We start from the raw sequence: 19963 nt of genomic DNA, 5'->3' as shown, positions 1-19963 counted from the left end.
TGCTTCTCGGTCAACACCTGATATCGATCCATCACCTCTGTCACAGCAAACATGTTGCCGCACGACACCCCAAATCATTGGGAGACACGCCCTAGGGTCGTACTGTGCCGTGCGTCACGTCGAAGAAGTCTTGTTCCACTTCCTTCGTCCTAGCCCGGATTGTGAATCACAGCGGCAAGTGTGCAAATCGCATCGACCTCCGCTGGACCGACAAGAGGTGACAACGTTGGCTGACGGCAGCAAACAGGTTCTTGCGATCGACCTCGAATCGCGAGTAATAGACGTGATCGCACAAATCACATCGACGGCCGACGCACGTCTCGACGAAATCGCCGGAGCGATCGTCAGCCGTCTCATCAGCGAGATCGATTATTTTGCCGCGGACCAGCCAATTCTCGATCAATTGAGCGCCGGAGCGATACACAACTTCGCCATAACGATGAAGATCCTGCGCCATGATGTCGACATCGAGCAGGTCGGACCATCGGCGCCTGCGATCGAAATCGCCAAACTACTCGCACAACGAGACATCCCGATCACAGCCCTCGAGCATGCCTACCGGCTCTACCAGGAGAGCGTCGTTCGGTGGTGCCTGGAAGAGCTCTCCGAAAGAAGCAACAGTGCCGCGGTCACCGCCCGTGCCGCACTCGAAATCAGTACGCTCGTCTCGGCCCACGTGAATCTGATTGCGCAGCAGCTACTGTCGACCTACGAATCCGAGCGCGATGCATGGCGCCTCCGTCGTACCGCGTCTCGGTCTGCTCGCATCCATGACGTTCTGGCCGGACGGACCGTGGATGTCCCTCCCACCGAGAACATCCTTGGCTATCGATTCGGTCAGTACCACCTCGGGGTCATCATATGGACCGACAATTCGCACAGTACCGAGGGCGAGGTAGCGAATCTCGAAGCTGCTGCCACCACAATGGCGGAAGTACTCAGTGCCTGCGCGCAACCTTTGTTCGAGACGCGCAACGGGCACATGGCGCGGGCCTGGATACCATTGGGACGCACAGGGAGTGTAACTCCTGAATGCCTCGAAACACTCACGGACGGGCGGCTAGGGGCAGTCGCAGTGTCAATGGGGAATCCCCGCTACGGCCTCGAGGGTTTTATCCGTACCCACGACGAAGCCAACGCCACGAGGCGCGTCATGCAAGCGTCGCGGATGGCCGGGCTCAAGTTTGTTCAAACAGGAGAATTGGGGGCCGTGGCTCTCATGTGTTCGGATTTGACTGCTACAAGCGCCTGGGTATCCGACCTTCTCGGCCCGCTGGCAGTCGACGATGCCGCCACCGAGCAATCACGGGCAACCCTGCGCGAGTTCTTTCGGGCAGGCGGAAGCTACACCGCTACGGCTGAGGCACTGCACATGCACAAGAACTCGGTTCTTTATCGGATCCGCAAGATCGAGGACGAACTCGGGCGGTCGGTACGTGACCATTGCCTGGATCTCGAGAACGCACTCGAACTCAGCTTCTGGCTCGGCGCAGCCGTACTGAACAAGCCAGAAACTCCCTGAAGCAGCCGATGCAGGTCGATCGAGTAGCGACACATCGCCCATTCCAAAGCTGTGCACCCGTCCGTTGCCACCACGTCCAGTCCGACTGTGCGCTCAGGCCAAAGGCCGGCTCAGAGCCTGTGTCGCACGACCGATGTAATCCACGTCACGTCCGAATAGGCTGAGTGAAGACCGCCGCAGTGCCGCCGGGCCGGTCGAAACACACTGAGACGAAACACTCTTCGGTTTCCAAAGACGTTCGGCGGTCGGCCGGAGAGCAATAATCCCGCCGACGTCACACGATCTCGTCGACACGAATACCCAGCCGTGTGAGTGCATCGACTACAGAAACGGAGGTAAAGGATGAATATTGCCGAACGCTTTTGTGCGCCGCCCCGACTCGTCGTCATCGGCGGGGGAACTGCTGGTGCCGAGGTGGCATTCGCAAGCCGCAGCGCAGGATGGGAGGGCGAGATCGTCATCCTCAGCGATGAACTGTACCCCCCTTACCATCGCCCCCCGCTTTCCAAGGACTTGCTTAGCGCAGAAGCGGCGTTCACCACTCCGGATCCGCTGAAAGGCGAGTCCTTGTATGCGAGAAAAAATATCGATCTGCTTTTGGACACATCCGTCGAGGGTATCGATCGACGAAATCGAACAATAGGCCTGAACGCCGGCCGCAGCCTTTCCTACGACCGTGTCGTGCTGGCGGTCGGTGGCTGCGCACGCGATCTACCGATACTCGCAAGCGCGGGCCGTCGACCGAGCAACGTACACACGCTCCGCACACTGGACGACTGCGCGCGTCTGCGCACCTCGTTCCAAACAGGGCGAGTATTGATGATCGTAGGAGCGGGATACATCGGTTTGGAGGTGGCGGCAGCGGCCGTCAAAGCAGGTCAGCGGGTTATCGTGCTCGAAGCGGCCCCACGTGTATTGGCGCGAGTCACCGCCCCCGTTGTCTCTCAATTCTTCGAACGCGAACACGCCCGACGAGGAGTCGACATTTGCACGTCGACGACGATCGACCGAGTGACATTGGGCTCCGATAACAGAGTCGCTTGCGTCTGGACATCGGACGGGGCCCAACACACCATCGACAATATGGTGATCGGTATAGGACTCGAACCCAACATCGCGATCGCTCAGAACGCCGGACTGAAAGTCGGTAACGGGATCATCGTCGACGGCGCCATGGCGACAAGCGATCCCGACATCCTGGCCGTCGGTGATTGTGTGGACTTCCACAGCGAAATTTACGGTCGGCGCGTGAGGATCGAGTCAGTGGCGAATGCGGTCGAACACGCACGACGAGCGGCCGCCACGCTGACCGGTGGGGTACCGAAACCCCAACAAGTTCCGTGGTTTTGGTCGAACCAGTATGAGCACGGCCTGAAAATCGTAGGACTCTCCACCGGCTACGACGACACCCGTGTCGTCGATGATCCGGACAGTAGCTCATTTGCTGTCGAGTATCTGCGAGAAGGTCGGCTCATCGCCGTCGACGCGATCAATCATCCCGCGGCGTTCCAGTCAGGCAAACGCAGGCTTACCGAGGCCATCTTTGCCTGAGACGTTACCGCTTTGGCGACCATCGAAAGGACGATTATGCCCATTGTGACCTATATATGCCCGGATGGCGAAGTGGAAGCGATCGAGGTGCCAGCGGGGACTTCGATCATGAAAGCTGCAGTGGCCAATGGTATCGAATCCATTGTCGGCGACTGCGGAGGTAGCGCGGCGTGCGCTACGTGCCATGTCTATGTCGAGAGCCCGCTCGAAGAGTTGTCAGCCAAGAGCGACGACGAAGTAGAGATGCTTGCAGACGCAGCATCCGAGGTTCTCCCCAACAGCCGCCTCGGATGCCGAGTGATCATGAGCGACGAATTATCGCCGCTGGTTGTCCGTGTCGCACCCGAGCAATGGTGAACCAGTTCGCTCAACCGAACCCGAAAGGTATGAAATGACTGCAACTATCGATCTCGAGAACGTTCCGACCAACGTGCCGCTGGACCGCATCGTAGATTTCGACATCTTCGCACCGCCCGGAATCGACAACGGTCTCCAGGAGTCGTGGGCGGAACTGCAGAAATCAGATCACAGCTTGATGTGGACGCCGCGCAACGGCGGACATTGGATCGCCATCTCCGGGCAGCTGCTCAAGGAGGTGTTCGAGAACCATGAATCATTCTCGAGCAAGTGCCCCTTCTTGCCGAGGGAAGCAGGTGAGCAGTACAGTTTCATCCCCACGTCCTTGGACCCGCCTGAGCACAAGCCTTATCGGAAGGTGTTGAACGCGGCGGTGGGCACCGCGTCCGTCCGAAGGATCGAAGGCGAAATCCAAACGATCGCAGCAGACTTGATCGACACGCTCGCGGCGAAGGGAGGATGCAACTTCACGAAGGACTTCGCCGAAATCTTCCCGATCGAGGTGTTCCTGCGGTTGGTCGATCTGCCCAGCACAGACGCCGCGCGGTTAAAGTATATCGGTGACCAGATGACTCGTCCCGACGGCACGATGACCATGGCGGAAGCAACCGACCAGTTCTTCGAGTACCTCGGTCCGTTCATCGATGAACGTCGCGCGAATCCGGGGCCCGACGCCATCAGCGCAGTTGTTCAGAGTTCGGTCAACGGAAAGCCTCTTTCACAGGACGAGTGCCTAAAGATCTGCGGGCTGTTGCTGCTTGCAGGCCTGGACACCGTCGTGAACTTTCTCAGCTTCATGATGCAACACTTGGCGGAAAATCCTGCCAATCGTCAAAGGTTGGTGGACAACCCGGAGCTGATCGATCAGGCAACGGAGGAGTTGTTGCGGCGGTATGGCGTTGTGTCCGATGCGCGAATCGTCAACGGAGACACGACTCTCGACGGGGCTTCGCTTCTCGACGGAGACATGGTCGCGGTACCGACAATGCTTTTCGGTATCGATCCGAAGCGAGCGGGGTGCCCGATGGACGTGGATTTCGACCGTAAGGACACCGAACATCTCACGTTCGGACACGGAGTTCATCACTGCGCGGGCTCATACCTGGCACGGTACGAGATCACTACGACGCTTCGCGCGTGGCTTGCTCGTATCCCGAACTTCGAGGTGGTACCAGGCGAGAAGGTCCGGCATCAGTCGGGCATCGTGGGTGCTGTTGTCGGACTTCCACTGCAGTGGTGATGATCTCGGTCATGTGTGGCATGGGCAAGTCATTGAAGAAGGAGTCGAAATGAGAATGCAGGACAAAGTCGCCCTGATTTCCGGCGGGGCACGCGGTATGGGCGCGTCACACGCGCGTGCAATCGTGGCCGCCGGCGGCAAGGTTGTCCTCGGCGACATACTTGCCGATCTCGGAGAAAAGCTCGCTGAGGAATTGGGGCCCGAGAACGCCGCATTTTCGAGGCTGGATGTGACGAAGTACAGTGACTGGGTCGATGCGGTTGAGTTGGCGACGCAGAAGTTCGGAAGACTGAACGTGTTGATCAACAATGCGGGGATTGTCAATATGGGCTCTTTACAGGAGTATCCGACCAAGTCGTGGGACGAGATCATTGCGGTAAACCTGACAGGACAGTTCCTCGGCGTCAAGGCCTCGACGGATGCCCTGATTTCGTCAGCCCCGTCTGCGATCGTGAACATTTCGTCGACTGCAGGTTTTCAAGGTATTGCCGAACTGCACGGGTATACCGCATCGAAGTTCGGAGTGCGCGGACTGACGAAATCTGTGGCGCTGGAGCTGGCACACCAAGGCGTCCGAGCCAACTCGGTGCACCCCGGCACAGTGTCGACGCCGATGAATGCAGACCTCGACGTTGCGGACTTCAATCCGATGAAGAGGATGGGCGATGTAAGCGAAGTGTCCAATCTGATCATCTACCTGGCCAGTGACGAATCCAGTTTCGTGACCGGTGCCGAGTTCGTGATCGACGGTGGTGAGCTGGCAGGCACAGGCCCGCTTGTCGCGAAGTAGGCAACTTCGATAACACATCTACAGCACCGGTGCTGTCGTGAAGACGATCGGTTGGATGGATACTTACCTAATCCGTTGAAATAGATGTGCACCATCGACGCTTGCAGACTGGTTGATTGCCGAGGCACAACACGAATATCTGCGATTATTGCCTTCGCTCCAGCTGCAGAGTCAGACCCCCAGGACGCATGCAGTGGACGCCTATTCAGTCCGCCATGCCCACCTCACCCCACGACGCTCCAGGGCGGGCAGATCAGTCCGCCAGACCACTCCGGTCCAGGTGGTCCCACCGGCGTGTTCGGAGGGCAGTTATTTCGAGTTGTGACATTCTGTGACACCGAAGCGGGTGTTCGAACGTCCACGCACGATCAGCACCACCTCTGACCTGCGGCTTAGACGGTATGAGGGTATGGCTGGGGCCCACGCCACATGTGAACGTGGGTTGCCGACAGGAAACGGGTCCTGGCCGGTAGAGCCACAAGATGTGGAAGGCCCCAGCAATGAATCAGCGTACGAGCGTCGGATTGGATGTGCACGCACGATCGGTCGTCGCGTGCGGCCTCGACGGGCGGACCGGTGAGCTGTTCGAGCGCCGATTGACGCCCGATCATCGCGAGATACTCGAGTGGATCCGGTCGTTGCCGGATCCGGTGAAGGCGACGTACGAGGCCGGGCCCACCGGGTTCGGGCTGGCCCGTTTCCTGGACACGGTTGGCATCGAGTGTCTGGTGGCCGCGCCCTCGAAGCTGCAGCGCCCGTCCGGAGATCGGGTCAAAACCGACGCGCGCGATGCGCGGCATCTGGCGAGATTGCTGCACCTCGATCAGATCACCTCGGTCACGGTGCCGAGCGTGGCGCAGGAGGCCGCCCGGGATCTGGTGCGCGCCCGTGAGGACGTGCGCCGGGATCTGATGTCGGCCCGGCATCGGGTGTCGAAACTTCCTCTGCGGCAGGGGATCGTCTACTACGGCGGGCATGCGTGGACGCACGTGCACGACACCTGGCTGCGCACCCAGCATTTCGATGCACCCGGTCTGCAACTGGCCTACGAGACCGCCTACGACACCATGCTCGCCGCCCTCGACCGGCGCAACCGCTTGGATGCCGCGATCACCCGGATGGCCGCCGACAGCGCCTACACCCCGGTGGTGACCCGGCTCGGGTGCCTGCGCGGGGTGTCCACGTTGACCGCGTTCGGGCTGACGGTCGAGATCGGGGACTGGCACCGGCTGACCGGCCGCTCGATCGGCGCCTACCTGGGACTGGTGCCCACCGAACACTCCTCGGGCACCTCCCGCTCGCAGGGCGCGATCACCAAGACCGGCAACGTGCACGCGCGCCGGTTGCTGATCGAGGCCGCCTGGCACCACCGGCAGCCCTATCGTCCCGGGGTGGATCTGCGGCGCCGCTGGGACAAGGCCTCACCGGCGGCCCGGGCCCGCGGCCAACGGGGCAACCGGCGCCTGCACGAGCGGTGGTCCGGGTTCGACGCCCGCCGCAAGCGTCCCGTACTGGCGAACACCGCCATCGCCCGCGAGCTCGCCGGGTGGTGCTGGTCGTTGGCCGTGCTCGACGACTGACCCACGGGGCCTTCCCCCGTCGCGGCCATTCTGGTCGTTGCTCGTCGGGCGGCAAGGTCGGTTCTCCTCGCTCGCGCTGCGGGGACTCCACCTTGCCCCCGCTCCTCGACGACGACCGATGGGGGCACGGACCAGGGGGACGGCAGGACCCCACGAACGTCCCGGATGATCACACGGTTGGTGACAACAGCGCCTGGGAGTGACCCGCGAGACCACTATGAGTAATCCTCAACTGCGCGTTGGGATCACGCTCGAGCTTAGACCAGCGGTCCACTCCAGCCGAACAACCGTCTTTGCGGCAACCAACCCGCGTATATCAGACTTCGACAACGCGTCGACAACCGACACGCTCGCCACCAAACCACCAGGAGTCATCCGGGGCCACCCGAGGCGGAAGTCCACGACGACGGTCCTGGACGTCCGCCTCCTGCTGCCCTCTTGACAAATCTGCGTCCATATCAGTGGTGCCCCCAGTCGGACTCGAACCGACACTGTGCGGATTTTAAGTCCGCTGCCTCTGCCAATTGGGCTATAGGGGCTACCGGTCGCCGAGGGTGTCGCTCGGCGACCGTGCGCAGATCACCCTAGCTCAGGCGATCGACAATGCGATTCCGTCGAGGATGTCGTGTTCGCTGACGACGAGTTGGTCGATGCCCGCCTTCTTCTCGAATGCGTCGGCCAGCGCCAGGGTCACGATCGCGCCGCCGCCGATGACGTCGACGCGCCCTGGGTGCATCGGGCCGAGCGCGGCCCGCTCGGTGTGGGTCATGGCGATCAGCGAGTTGCAGACCTCCCGCAGCCGGGGCATCGGGATGCGCGACAGATGTACCTGTTCGGCGTCGTATTCGGGCAGTTCTTTGGCGAGCGCGGCGATCGTGGTCATCGTTCCGGCGACACCCACCCAGGTGTGGGCCTGTTCGACGGGGACACGCGCGAACGCCTCGTCCAGACGTTCTTGCGCGAAGGCGCGGGCCTCCTCGACCTGTGCCGGTGTCGGCGGATCGTCGTGGAGGCAGCGCTCCGTGATGCGCACGCATCCGATGTCGGTGGAGAAGGCGGCGTGGACGCCGGATTCGTCGCCCAGCACCACTTCGGTGGAACCGCCTCCGAGGTCCACGACCACGAACGGTCCCTGCGACGGATCGAGTTCCCCGACTGCCCCGTTGAACGACAGCCGTGCTTCCTCGTCGCCGGTGATGACCTCGGCCCCGGCGCCGGGGATGACGGCGCCCAGCACCTCACGGGTCATCGAGAAGAAGTCTTCCCGATTGGACGCGTCGCGGGTGGCGGACGTGGCCACCATGCGGACGGCCGTGGCGCCGGCGTCCGCGATCATTCCGGCATACTCGCTCAACGCAACTCGGGTGCGTTCGATGGCCTCGGGCGCCAGACGTCCGGTGGCGTCCACGCCCTGTCCCAGCCGGACGACGCGCATCTCGCGACGGACGTCGTGCAGTACGCCGTGCTCGTCGACGTCGGCGACGAGCAGACGGATGGAGTTCGTGCCGCAGTCGACGGCGGCGACGCGGGTCACTGCTCGGGACTTTCGATGTCGTCGATGCCGGGCCAGTCCGCGGGAATCGCGGTGCCCCTCAGCTTTCCGCCTGCCGCGGACGCGGCGAGCGCCACCGATTCGTCGCCCAGCGGGTTGACGCCCGGTCCCTTCGCCAGCGAGTGGGCCATCAGCACGTGCAGGCACTTGACGCGCTCGGGCATTCCGCCGCCGGTGAAGTCCGTTCCCAGGGGCTCGATGGCGTCGCGCTCGGCGAGATACGACTGGTGGGCGCGCAGGTACGCGGCCGCGAGTTCCGGGTCCTGCCCGAGACGCTCGGTCATGTCACGCATCACCCCCGCGGACTCCTGCCGGCTGGCCTCCGCGGTCAGTCGCGGATCGGTCAGGTAGTACAGCGTCGGGAACGGTGTTCCGTCCGGAAGTTTGGGCGCGGTCTTCACGACGCCGGGCTTGCCGTCGGGACTGCGGTACGCGATCTCGAGCACTCCACGCGGTTCGCGGCCCAACTGGGCGGCGACGGCGTCGAGGTCTTCCTGCGGCACGGGGCTGGACGGGTCGGACGAAGTGGTCACCCGGTGGGTTCTCCTGGTTCTGGCGGTACGGGCGGCGGCACCACGGGGGGCGCCGGAGCCGGTGCCGGCTGCACCTCGGGCGCGGCCGGCGGTTCTGAAATGGTCTTCCACAGGTCGGAGTACCAGGGGCCTGCCATCTCGGCGTCCTTCTCCTCCGGCTTCTCCGGTTCCTTGTAGTCGCCGGGCAGCTGCACCTGGAACGGGGTGTCGCCGGGCTTCACCCACCGGAGCCGGCCGCGTGCCTGCGCCTCGATGTAGGCGGGGTCGGAGTAGCGCTCCTCGAGTATCCGCAGTTCCTGCAGATCCTTCTCGAGCTGAACCTGCTCCGCCGCAATACGATCCGCTTCACCACGCTGGGTGAGGTAGTTGCGCAGCGGAACTGCGAGGGTGAGCGCGAGAAGCAGCACGACCATCACGAGGACGAGCGCCTGGCCCGTCGACAGCCCGAGGATCGTGTGGTCGGAGCGTGTAATCCGGGCGGCCCCGGTCGCGCCCACCCGTCTCGGGCGGGCGCGACCGGGGAGCACCTTGCCGGTGTCGGCGCCGTCGACGGCGTCCGGCTTGCCGTCGGCCTGGCCCGGCGTCGTCGACTTGGTGGTGCGGGGGCGCCGCGCTCCGCCGGGAGTGCCGTCCGCCCGGTTTCCGCGGGCCCGTTCACCACGCCCGGAGCCCCGGCCGCCCGGACTTGCTCCGGACGACCGCGGCCTGCCGCGCTGTGCCACCTACCCCAACACCCCTTACTCGACTGTCGAACGTCAGCCTTCGAACGCGAACCGCGGGAACGCGACCTCGCCGGCGTAGCGCGCGGCGTCGCCCAGGTTCTCCTCGATGCGCAGCAGCTGGTTGTACTTGGCGACGCGCTCGCTGCGTGCGGGGGCACCGGTCTTGATCTGACCGCTGCCGACGGCGACCGCGAGGTCGGCGATGGTGGTGTCCTCGGTCTCACCGGACCGGTGGCTCATCATCGTCTTGTAGCCGTTGCGGTGCGCGAGGTCGACGGCGTCGAGGGTCTCGGTCAGCGTGCCGATCTGATTGACCTTCACCAGCAGCGCGTTCGCGGCGCCCTTGACGATGCCCTCTTCCAGACGCTCCGGGTTGGTGACGAACAGGTCGTCGCCGACGAGCTGGACCTTGTTGCCGATCTGATCGGTCAGGGCGACCCAGCCGTCCCAGTCGTCCTCGTCCAGCGGGTCTTCGATGGACACGATCGGGTAGGCATCGACCAGCTCGGCGTAGAACGCCGACATCTCGGCCGCGGTCCGGTTGCTGCCCTCGAACTTGTAGCCGGTGCCGTCGGTGTAGAACTCGGTGGCGGCGACGTCGAGTGCGAGCGCCACGTCGGTGCCCAGGACCAGGCCAGTCTTGCCGATCGCGACGCTGATCAGATCCAGTGCTTCCTTGGTGCCCGCGACGTCGGGGGCGAAGCCGCCCTCGTCACCGAGACCGGTGGCCAGGCCCTTCTCCTTCAGCACCGACTTGAGGGCGTGGTAGACCTCGGCGCCCCAGCGCAGCGACTCCTTGAACGTGGCGGCACCGATCGGGGCGACCATGAACTCCTGGACGTCGACACCGGTGTCGGCGTGCGCACCTCCGTTGAGGATGTTCATCATCGGGACGGGAAGGACGTGGGCGTTGGGGCCGCCGACGTAACGGAAGAGTTCCAGACCGGACGACTCGGCGGCCGCGCGGGCCACTGCCAGCGACGCACCCAGGAGCGCGTTGGCGCCCAGACGCGACTTGTCCGGGGTGCCGTCGGCGTCCAGCAGGGCCTGGTCGACGGTCCGCTGCTCGGTGGCGTCGATCCCGATGATGGCCGGGGCGATCTCGCTCAGGACGGCCTCGACGGCCTTCTCGACACCCTTGCCGCCGTACCGGTCACCGCCGTCACGCAGTTCGACGGCCTCGTGCTCACCGGTGGATGCACCCGACGGAACCGCGGCGCGAGCGAAACTTCCGTCGTCGAGCAGCACCTCGACCTCCACCGTGGGGTTACCACGGGAATCGAGGATCTCACGGGCTCCGACCTGCTCAATGATGGCCACTTGCTGATTCTCCTTATATGGGCTTCACAACTGTGCACCGACCGGTCCGATCGTGCCAGGGACACCAGATCGTGCCAGCACACAGCGTAACGGCACACCGAAACCGGCGCGGGATGGCGCGCCCCGCGGACGGCGAGCCGCCCGAACTACACCTACCGATGTGGCGTCGATCACGTCACGAGGGGGTGGCGGAAGGATCACGGGCGAACCCCGACCGAATAGGCGGACGCCCGGTCGCGTACAAGCGTGAGGTACTCCCCCGACAGGTTGTAGGCCATCAGCGCCGACTGCCAGCCCTCCGCAGCGGTGAGGTCGCCGCCGCGCTCACACAGGTAGCGGGCGGCGGTCAACGCCGCGTCGTCGATGTTGTCGGCGTCGGCCACCCCGTCACCGTTCGCGTCGACCCCCCACCGCTTCCACGTCTCGGGAATGAACTGGAGGGGACCCATGGCGCGGTCGTGCACCGGGTCGCCGTCCATCGCCCCGCGGTCGGTGTCCGGGATCTCGGCGACACCCGGTCCCCCGTCGAGGGGGATGCCCCGGATCTCGGGCGTCACCTGACCGGTAGGCCCGACCGTCGAACCGGCGTGGGTGCCGTGCCGGCTCTCCACGCTCGCGATTCCGGCGAGGGTGGTCCACCCGATCCCGCATTGCGGCCTCGTCTCGGCCATCACCGTCGCCGCGTAGCCGTACGCCTCGAGCGCAGTGCTTCCGACGCCGATCGCGTCGGCCAGCCCGGCGGACCATTCGTGCAGCTGATCCGCCGAACGTCCCGGCGCGTTGCTGTCGATCGGCGGGGTGGCCGCCCCCGGCCCGGGTGGGATGCCCTCCGGTATCGCGATCCTCGGTTGCTGCTCCCGCGAGCAGGCGCCGTAGGCGAGAACCACGACAACCGTCGCCGCGAGAAGAGCGAACAGCGGTCCGGGCCATCGGGAACGACGTTTCGGCCGCGCGGGATATCGGTTCACGTCTCCATCATCCACTCGAAATTCGTCGATCCCGGCCACGCGAGACGGCCCCCACACCGCGCGGGGTCACGGCGAGGCAACACACCAAAGGTAAAGGGTTGTAAAAGTGCTGGTGAGGGCTTCTTCGGACAAGGAGGCGCGGTGTATGTTTTCCTCAGGCTAAGGTTCGCCTTGCCTATCGCAAGGTTGCCTACCCAACCTTGCAGACCACTCGGCTCGACCTCGCCTCGCCCAGGAGTGTGCATGTCCGTCCTCGCCGCAGGGACCGCGCCGTCGATCGCCACACAGCTGTTCGGCAGTGGATTGATCGGTCTCCGCGAGGGACTCGAGGCGGGCATAGTCGTGATGATCCTCGCCGCGTTCCTCGTGAAAGCGCAGCGCAAGGACGCCCTCAAATGGGTGTGGCTCGGCGTCGGCATCGCCGTGGTGATGGTGGCGGCCATCTTTCTCGTCATCCACTACGGAACGTCCACCGTCACCGGACTGACCGCGGAGATCATCGCCGGCGTCGCGTCCCTCGTCGCGGTCGCGATCGTCACCGTCATGGTGCTGTGGATGCGGAAAGCCGCGCGAACCATCTCCCACGACCTCAAGGCAGGCATGGAGAAAGCGCTGGTCGCCGGTCCCGTCGCGGTACTCACCCTCGCCTTCTTCGCCGTCGGCCGGGAAGGCGTCGAGACCGCGCTCCTGATGGTCGGGTACGCCGAGAACACGGCGGGCAGCGCCTGGCCGCTCGTCGGGCTCCTGCTCGGCATCGTCGCCGCCGCGGTCCTCACGGTCCTGCTGTACTTCGGTGCCGTCCGGCTCGACTTCGCAAAATTCTTCAAGTACACCGGCGTCTTCCTGATCATCGTCGCCGCCGGAATCCTCGGGTACGGCATCCATGCCCTGCAGATCGGCGGCGTCCTGCCCGGCGGCTCGGCACTCGCCTTCGACATCTCCGGCGGCTACGACGCCTCCAGCTGGTACGGCACCGTCCTGGCCGGCATCTTCAACTTCCGGCCCGACCCGACCGTCCTCCAGGCCGTCGCCTGGGTCGTATACGTCGTCGTGGTCCTGTTCCTGTTCCTCCGGCCGGTCTCCGCACCCACACCCGCCCCCGCGGCACCCGAGCGCACCGCCTCTCCCACCCCCGACGAGACCGTTTCATGAAAGGCAACTTCCGCCCATGAAGACCACGCGCCGCACTACCTTCGCCCTCGCCTCGGTCGCCGTACTGCCGCTGGCGCTCGCCGGCTGCACCGAGAAGTCGACCGCGAGCACGGACGACATCACCGTCACCGCGAGCGACGACACGTGTGACGTCAGCACCGACTCCGGGACCACCGGCAACAGCACGTTCCAGGTCACCAACAACGGCACCAAGGTCACCGAGTTCTACGTGTTCGCCGAGGGCGACCGGGCGATGGGTGAGGTCGAGAATATCGGTCCCGGCCTCACCCGCCAGCTCATCGTGTCGTTGCCCGACGCGGGCACCTATCAACTCGCGTGCAAGCCCGGCATGGTCGGCAACGGCATCCGCCAGGACTTCACCGTCACCGGCGACTCGATGAGCGCATCCGACGAGAGCGGACAGCTCGCCGAGGCCGCCGACGGCTACCGCCGCTACATCCGCAGTCAGGTCGTCGCCCTGCAGGACACCACGCAGCAGTTCGTCGACGCCGTCAAGTCGGGCAACATCGATCAGGCCAAGGCACTCTTCCCCGTCTCCCGCACCTACTACGAGCGCATCGAGCCCGAGGCGGAGAGCTTCGGCGAGCTCGACCCCAAGCTCGACCTGCGGGAGGCCGACCTCGAACCCGGGCAGGAATGGACGGGCTTCCACAGGCTCGAGAAGGATCTGTGGGTCACCGGTCCCCAGCCCGACACCAACGCAATCGCCGACCAACTCGTCGTCGACGTCCAGTACCTCGCCGACCAGGTGAACGCCGAGGACTACACGATCGACCCCACCAAGATCGCCGGCGACGCGCAGGGGCTGCTCGACGAGATCTCGACGTCGAAGATCACCGGTGAGGAAGACATCTTCTCGCACACCGACCTGTGGGACTTCCAGGCCAACGTCGACGGCTCGCAGGCCGCGGTCGCCGCACTGCAACCGATCATCGAAGAACGCAATCCCGAACTGGCCGCGAACATCACCCAGCGATTCGCGGACCTCGATGCCGAACTCGCCCAGTACCGTCAGGGTGACGGGTTCGTCTTCTACGACACTGTCAACGAACAACAGCGCCAGGAACTGTCGCGCAAGATCGACGCCCTCTCGGCCGAGGTCAGCCAGGTTCAGGGCGTAGTAGCAGGCGCATGATCATGACTGATCCAACCGGTACGACCGACACGACCACCTCGGCGGACGAGCGCAAGGGTATGTCCCGACGACGTCTGTTCGGCGCCGTCGGGGCGGGTGCCGCCCTCGCCGGCGCCGGTGCAGTGGTCGGGCGCGCCACCGCAGCCGAACCGCCGTTCTCGCACGCCGACGTCGTCGCCTTCCGGGGTGAACACCAGGCAGGCATCGTGACGCCGGCGCAGGACCGGATGCACTTCGTGGCGTTCGACGTCACCACGAAGTCCCGTGAGGAACTCGAAGCGCTCCTGAAGAAGTGGACCGAGATGGCCGCGCGGATGACGGCCGGCGAGGAGGCCACCCCGGACGGCGCCATCGGCGACGGCGCCTACGTTCCGCCCAGCGACACCGGTGAGGCGCTCGGCCTGCCCGCGTCCCAGCTGACGCTCACCATCGGGTTCGGGCCCTCACTGTTCGACGACCGGTTCGGCTTCGCGTCCAAGAAGCCCGCCGCGCTCGAAGAGCTTCCGCACTTCCGGGCGGACAACCTGGACCCGGCGCGCAGCGGCGGCGACATCGCGATCCAGGCGTGCGCCAACGACCCGCAGGTGGCCGTGCACGCCATCCGCAACCTGGCGCGCGTCGCGTTCGGGACAGCCTCGGTCCGCTGGTCACAGCTGGGGTTCGGCCGCACCTCGTCGACGTCGACCACTCAGGACACGCCGCGAAACCTGTTCGGGTTCAAGGACGGAACGAACAACATCAAGGCCGAGGAACCCGGTGTCCTCGACCAGCACGTGTGGGTGGCGTCCGGCGACGACCAGGCGTGGATGGGCGGCGGCGCGTACCTCGTGGCGCGGCGGATCCGCATGCTCATCGAACAGTGGGACCGCACCGTGCTCGGCGAGCAGGAACGAGTGATCGGCCGGTCCAAAGGCACCGGCGCTCCCCTGAGCGGCAAGGCGGAGTTCGACGAACTCGACTTCGATTCCAAGAAGGGTCACGACCCGGTGATCGACGTCGACGCGCACGTGCGGCTCGCGTCCGCTCAGGAACTCGGCGGCATCCAGATCCTGCGTCGCGGATACAACTTCACGGACGGCTCCGACGGCTTCGGCCACCTCGACGCCGGACTCTTCTTCATCGCCTACTGCCGCAACCCGCAGGAACAGTTCGTGCCGATGCAGCTCAACCTGTCGAGGACCGACGCGATGAACGAGTACATCCAGCACGTCGGTTCCGCCCTCTTCGCCTGCCCACCCGGCCTCGCCGAGGGGCAGTACTGGGGTCAGGGCCTGTTCACGTAGCGGTAGGTCCGCCGATCGACCGAAGGTCGAGTTGTTCGGCGGGTAGCGGGCGGCCGTGGTAATGCCCTTGGGTGACGTCGCAGCCGTATCGACGCAGGGCCCGTAAGGTGTCCTCGTCTTCGACGCCTTCGGCGACCAGCGACGCACCGAGACTGTGCGCGAGCTCCACTGTCGAGCGCACAATCGCGACCGATCGAGGATCGCTGGCAAGGCGCGCGACGAAGACACGGTCGATCTTGAGCTCATCGACAGCCAGGTCCTGCAGGTAGGCCAGGGAAGACCACCCGGTGCCGTAGTCGTCGATCGACAATCCGATTCCCAGTGCCTGCAGCGCCTCGACCACCGTCCTCGCATGCACGTAGTCGGTCATCAGAACGCTTTCGGTGATCTCCAGGATGAGTGCGTCGGCGGGTAGTCGAAAGTCCTTCAGGAGTCGGTCGATCTCGGCAACCAGGTCTGCGTCGAGCAGATTCGTGACCGACAGGTTCACCGCGACGGTCAGCGATATCCCGCGATCGAGCCAGCTGCGCGCCTGACCCAAAGCAACCTGCAGCACTCTCGTCGTCAGTGGGCGCATCAGTCCCGACTGTTCGGCACGAGGAAGGAACTGATCCGGCAGGAGTAAGCCGTGACGGGGGTGCTCCCATCGAACGAGCGCCTCGACGCTGTGCACCTGCTCGTCGCACGCACTGACCTTGGGTTGGTAGTAGCACGTGAGCTCGTCGCCGGCGATCGCCGTGCGCAACTCCTCGATGGACTGCCTCTCGTCGATGCTGCGTTGGTGCTCGGCGGCGTCGTACACCGCGAGCGCGCGGCGGTCGGACTTGGCGCGATACATCGCTACTCCGGCGCGCTGCAGCAAGTCCTGGGGGTTGGTGCAATGTTGTGGGCAGAGGGCGATCCCGATGCTCGCCTCGACGTGCACGGTGATCTCATCGAGGTGGAACGGCTCGCGCAACGCTTCGAGGAGACGACCAGCCAGTGCACAGGCGGTCGTGATGTCGATCTCTGCCGGGAGCAGAACAGCGAACGCGTCGCCGCCGAGTCGGGCGGGCAGATCCCCCGGCCGCACCGACCGGGACAGCCGGTCCGCGACCTGGCACAGCAATTGATCGCCCACGTACCGTCCGAAGGAGTCGTTGATCTCCTTGAAGCGGTCCAGATCCATCAGCAGCATGCCCGGACCCGGACGGTGGGTGTGTCCGATCGGCTGTGCCACCTGGTCGAAGTATGCGGCCGTCAACGCGGCCATTATCGCCCGCCGGTTTGCCAGGTTCGTGAGGTCATCGGTCCTCGCCTGGCGGTGGCTGTCGGCCAGGACGACGACTTCCCGGAACGTCACCGCGAATCGGGCCGCGACCGCGACCAGGCTGAGCGCGGCCAGAACCACCGCGAGCCGCGGTAGCCGCGCATCGTGGTCGAGCACCAGGAGGCCCACCGCCGCCGCGGTGCACACCAGTGGTGGGACCCAGATCGCCAGTCCGGGCAGCTGACCGGACCGCCGTCGACCGGGGGCCCGCCAACTGGCCACGGCCACCAGCAACACCGCGGCGTGCGGGAGCGCATCGATCCACGTGCCTTCGACGTAGCCGTCAGCACTTCGGAACAGGTAGATCGTGTCGGCCACCGCAAAAAGCATGAACCCCGCAACCAGCAACACCCACCGCTGCTCGGCACGCCAACCCAGCACCGCGAGCGCCCCGACGGCGAGCGCCAGGAGCAGCACGTCTCCCACCGGGTACGCCAACCCGACGATCACCGCTGCGGGCGATCCGCTCGCCACCGACTCGATCGGACCGAATGCGAGGGCCGCTGCCAGCGCCGCCAGCGTCAACCCGGCGGTGAGGGCGTCCAACCAGATCTCGGCCGGTAGTCGCCGCGCTCGCGCGCGCAGGAGCAACACCAGCCCGATGTAGACGAGTGGGTAGAGCGCCAATTTCAGCGGATCGGCCACCGATGGGGACTGCCCCTCAGGCACCCACGACATCGCCACGACATCGCCCACACACCAGCTTGTCAGCCCCAGCGCGATCAGCCACCACGCCCGGCGCTCGGCCGGCACACACCATGCGCGAGCGGCGACCACGAGGGCGGCCGACAGCGCCAGTCCGTCGTAGAGCGCCTCGAGCAGCACGATCCAGCCCGCCTGATCACCTACCGCGATCGAGATCCCGTACAGGACCGCACCGATCAGCAGAACCCCGGGCACCGCCATCACACCGCACCGTGACCGACCGGGTGGCGACACCCAGCCGGCCCGAAACGGCCGTGTTCGGCTGTGTGCATACGTCAATCCAGTCGGGTCGCCCCACCCCGAGAGAGCCTGGTCTGTTACGGGTCCCACGGCTCGCGGCACGGTCTCGACCACCCCGGGACCGGTGTCGATGGTGCGGGGAGTGGGGCGGTCGACGTAGGGTCGCCGGTCGATCTCGTCGAAGCCGGCCGAATTCGGCATGAAACTGCGAAGGCAGCCGCCGCCGCAGCGTTTGGCCGCGTACATTGCCAAATCTGCCTGTTTGAGCAGGCTCTCGGTCGTGGCGTCGGGGACCTCGGATGTGGCGATGGTCAGCCCGATGCTGGGACGGATGGAGAGCGCGACACCGTCGATGACGAACGGCAGGATGAATGCCTCCAGCACCCGATCTGCGGCCGACAAGGCGTCCTCGACGCTCCCTTCGACCAGTGCCGCGAACTCGTCACCTCCGAGCCTGGCCACGGTGTCGGTGCTCCGCACGCACCCGGTGAGCCGTTCGGCGACGCGGATCAACAGTTCGTCCCCGGCGGGATGGCCGAGGCTGTCGTTGACTGTCTTGAAATCGTCGAGGTCCACACACAGCACCACGATCGGTGTCAGTTCCCGCCGCTGGCGCTGCACTGCCTGGTCGAGCCGGTCGAGAAACAGCGCACGGTTCGCCAGTCCGGTCAGCCGGTCGCGAAAGGCCTGCCGGGCCACGGTCAGCAACAGCCGCCGGTTCTCGGCCAATACGATGAACTGCCGTGCCAGCAAGGCGAATACCAGGACCATGATCGCAACGGGAATCGGGCCCGAGCCCAGGCTGGGCAGCTCCCGCTGCAGGCCGACGGCGACGGCCAGCAACAACGGAATGTACGGCAACCACAACCGTGCCCGGGACGGAATCTGCACCGGAACCGGTTCGGGTGACGGTTCGCGGGTGCTCGACCGGGCCGCCAGCCCAATCGCGACGAAGGCGGTCACCCAGCCCAGGTCGGTCACACCGCCGTTGTGATAGGTGCCGAGCGCGGTCAGGTAGGAGACGGCGCTGGCAGACAACGCCATCAGGATGATCCCGATGCACAGCAGGCCCAGGGTCAGGCGTTGCCCGGCCCGCGCCCGGGTCAGCACCACAATCGCCATCGTCGCAATCATCAGGTCCGCGACAGGATATGCGAGGGACAACACGAGGGCGAGCGGGGTGTCGCTCCCCGCGCGGTACACGCTGCCGAGAACGCTCACCCACGACACCACGAACAGTGAACCGGCCACGATGATTCCGTCCAGAATCAGCCGGGTACGGGACTGTCCGCGGTCACCGGCCGGGAACAGCAACAGCGCCGCGCACGCGCCGACCGGAAACAGCAGGTACGCCGCAGCCGCCGAGGAGGGGAACGGTATCTGATCACTTTTTTGGCGCACCACGTAGTAGCACCAGATGGCTTGGCCGACCGACCAGGCCGCCAGCCCACCCGCCAGCGCCAGCCAGCTGTTGCGCCCCATCCCCCGCCCTACCCAGGCAGCCCAGGCGGCGCACCCGGTGGCGAGCACGGCGAACACCAGCAAGCCCACGTCGGCGATCACGATCGTCGTAAACGCTTCACCCCATGCCCGCCACAGACCCAGCACGAACAGCAGCGCCGGGACGATGAATACGACCGCGATCGCCCACAGACCGCCTCTCCACACGACCTCGGCACTCGACGAGGTCCCCACCCGCTCGGCTGTCCGATGTCCCATCGTCACCACCCGAACTGCCGCCGGCCATCACTACATAGTTGGATTCAAAGTTTCCAGAGATCCATCTTTGCACGACGTGCATACTGAAATATAGTCCATAAACAGACCTAAGGTATGTTTATGCGTCTCCGTAAGGCACGCGCAAACTAGGTGCGCGGATCCTGGTGCGCGGCTACCGGCCCACGAGTTTCCGGATCCACCGGGAGAACGGTCGCCGGAAACGCGGGCACTCACACAGTGCGCAGGACGTACCCGCGCGGTAAT

15 protein-coding genes and 1 tRNA gene are annotated in these 19963 nt (G+C 65.1%); 9 read left to right on the top strand and 7 right to left on the bottom strand.

Annotated features, from left to right (window positions below; translation table 11 throughout):
- Positions 1–226 precede the first annotated feature (226 nt).
- From ACFVJ3_RS29210 to ACFVJ3_RS29185, 6 genes are all read left to right on the top strand, one after another.
- Positions 227–1522 (top strand): PucR family transcriptional regulator, encoded by a 1296-nt coding sequence (locus ACFVJ3_RS29210; RefSeq protein ID WP_378455376.1) that lies wholly within the window; start codon positions 227–229, stop codon positions 1520–1522.
- Positions 1523–1864: 342 nt separating this feature from the next.
- The gene (locus tag ACFVJ3_RS29205; RefSeq protein ID WP_378455375.1) at positions 1865–3073 is read left to right on the top strand and encodes an NAD(P)/FAD-dependent oxidoreductase; all 1209 of its coding nucleotides are present in this window, start codon (positions 1865–1867) and stop codon (positions 3071–3073) included.
- 36 nt (positions 3074–3109) lie between these two features.
- A complete protein-coding gene (locus tag ACFVJ3_RS29200) occupies positions 3110–3430 on the top strand; it encodes a 2Fe-2S iron-sulfur cluster-binding protein (RefSeq protein WP_378455374.1) in 321 nt (106 codons plus the stop codon).
- A 34-nt stretch (positions 3431–3464) separates the two neighbouring features.
- Positions 3465–4670 carry a cytochrome P450 gene (locus ACFVJ3_RS29195; protein WP_378455373.1) on the top strand — a complete coding sequence of 402 codons (1206 nt, stop codon included), beginning with the start codon at positions 3465–3467 and terminating at the stop codon, positions 4668–4670.
- 49 nt (positions 4671–4719) lie between these two features.
- Positions 4720–5460, top strand: a complete 741-nt coding sequence (locus tag ACFVJ3_RS29190) for an SDR family oxidoreductase (RefSeq protein ID WP_378455372.1) — start codon at positions 4720–4722, stop codon at positions 5458–5460.
- A gap of 500 nt (positions 5461–5960) precedes the next feature.
- Positions 5961–7040, top strand: a complete 1080-nt coding sequence (locus ACFVJ3_RS29185) for an IS110 family transposase (protein WP_378455371.1) — start codon at positions 5961–5963, stop codon at positions 7038–7040.
- Positions 7041–7502: 462 nt separating this feature from the next.
- Here ACFVJ3_RS29185 and ACFVJ3_RS29180 read toward each other — a convergent pair.
- The 6 genes from ACFVJ3_RS29180 to ACFVJ3_RS29155 all read right to left on the bottom strand — a co-directional run bounded on the left by ACFVJ3_RS29180 (position 7503) and on the right by ACFVJ3_RS29155 (position 12135).
- A tRNA-Leu gene (locus ACFVJ3_RS29180) sits at positions 7503–7579 on the bottom strand.
- A gap of 50 nt (positions 7580–7629) precedes the next feature.
- Positions 7630–8574: an exopolyphosphatase gene (locus ACFVJ3_RS29175; RefSeq protein ID WP_378455370.1), complete on the bottom strand. Its 945-nt coding sequence runs from the start codon at positions 8572–8574 to the stop codon at positions 7630–7632.
- Entirely contained in the window at positions 8571–9125 is a 555-nt protein-coding gene (locus tag ACFVJ3_RS29170) for a DUF501 domain-containing protein (protein WP_378455369.1), read from the bottom strand. The genes ACFVJ3_RS29175 and ACFVJ3_RS29170 overlap by 4 nt, the downstream gene beginning before the upstream one ends.
- Positions 9122–9847 carry a septum formation initiator family protein gene (locus ACFVJ3_RS29165; RefSeq protein WP_378455368.1) on the bottom strand — a complete coding sequence of 242 codons (726 nt, stop codon included), beginning with the start codon at positions 9845–9847 and terminating at the stop codon, positions 9122–9124. The genes ACFVJ3_RS29170 and ACFVJ3_RS29165 overlap by 4 nt, the downstream gene beginning before the upstream one ends.
- A gap of 33 nt (positions 9848–9880) precedes the next feature.
- A complete protein-coding gene (gene eno, locus ACFVJ3_RS29160) occupies positions 9881–11167 on the bottom strand; it encodes a phosphopyruvate hydratase (protein ID WP_378455367.1) in 1287 nt (428 codons plus the stop codon).
- A 197-nt stretch (positions 11168–11364) separates the two neighbouring features.
- Positions 11365–12135, bottom strand: a complete 771-nt coding sequence (locus ACFVJ3_RS29155) for a lytic transglycosylase domain-containing protein (protein WP_378455366.1) — start codon at positions 12133–12135, stop codon at positions 11365–11367.
- Positions 12136–12378: 243 nt separating this feature from the next.
- Between ACFVJ3_RS29155 and efeU the strand changes: the two genes are divergently transcribed.
- Genes efeU through efeB form a run of 3 tightly spaced genes read left to right on the top strand, consistent with a single transcriptional unit; the run spans position 12379 to position 15726 of the window.
- On the top strand, positions 12379–13287 hold the full coding sequence (gene efeU, locus ACFVJ3_RS29150) for an iron uptake transporter permease EfeU (RefSeq protein ID WP_378455365.1): 909 nt from the start codon (positions 12379–12381) through the stop codon (positions 13285–13287).
- Positions 13288–13303: 16 nt separating this feature from the next.
- Complete coding sequence (efeO, locus tag ACFVJ3_RS29145; protein WP_378455364.1) at positions 13304–14443, top strand: iron uptake system protein EfeO; 1140 nt, start codon at positions 13304–13306, stop codon at positions 14441–14443.
- 2 nt (positions 14444–14445) lie between these two features.
- Positions 14446–15726 (top strand): iron uptake transporter deferrochelatase/peroxidase subunit, encoded by a 1281-nt coding sequence (gene efeB, locus ACFVJ3_RS29140; RefSeq protein ID WP_378455363.1) that lies wholly within the window; start codon positions 14446–14448, stop codon positions 15724–15726.
- On the opposite strand, the gene ACFVJ3_RS29135 is transcribed toward efeB, so the two are convergent.
- On the bottom strand, positions 15719–19699 hold the full coding sequence (locus ACFVJ3_RS29135) for a diguanylate cyclase domain-containing protein (protein WP_378455362.1): 3981 nt from the start codon (positions 19697–19699) through the stop codon (positions 15719–15721). The two genes, efeB and ACFVJ3_RS29135, sit on opposite strands and share 8 nt — an antisense overlap.
- Positions 19700–19963: the final 264 nt, after the last annotated feature.

This window comes from Rhodococcus sp. NPDC127593 (assembly GCF_042671975.1).
Taxonomy (GTDB): Bacteria; Actinomycetota; Actinomycetes; order Mycobacteriales; family Mycobacteriaceae; genus Rhodococcus_F.
Note: the sequence above shows the minus strand (reverse complement) of the source record. Positions and strands in the feature narration are given on the sequence as shown.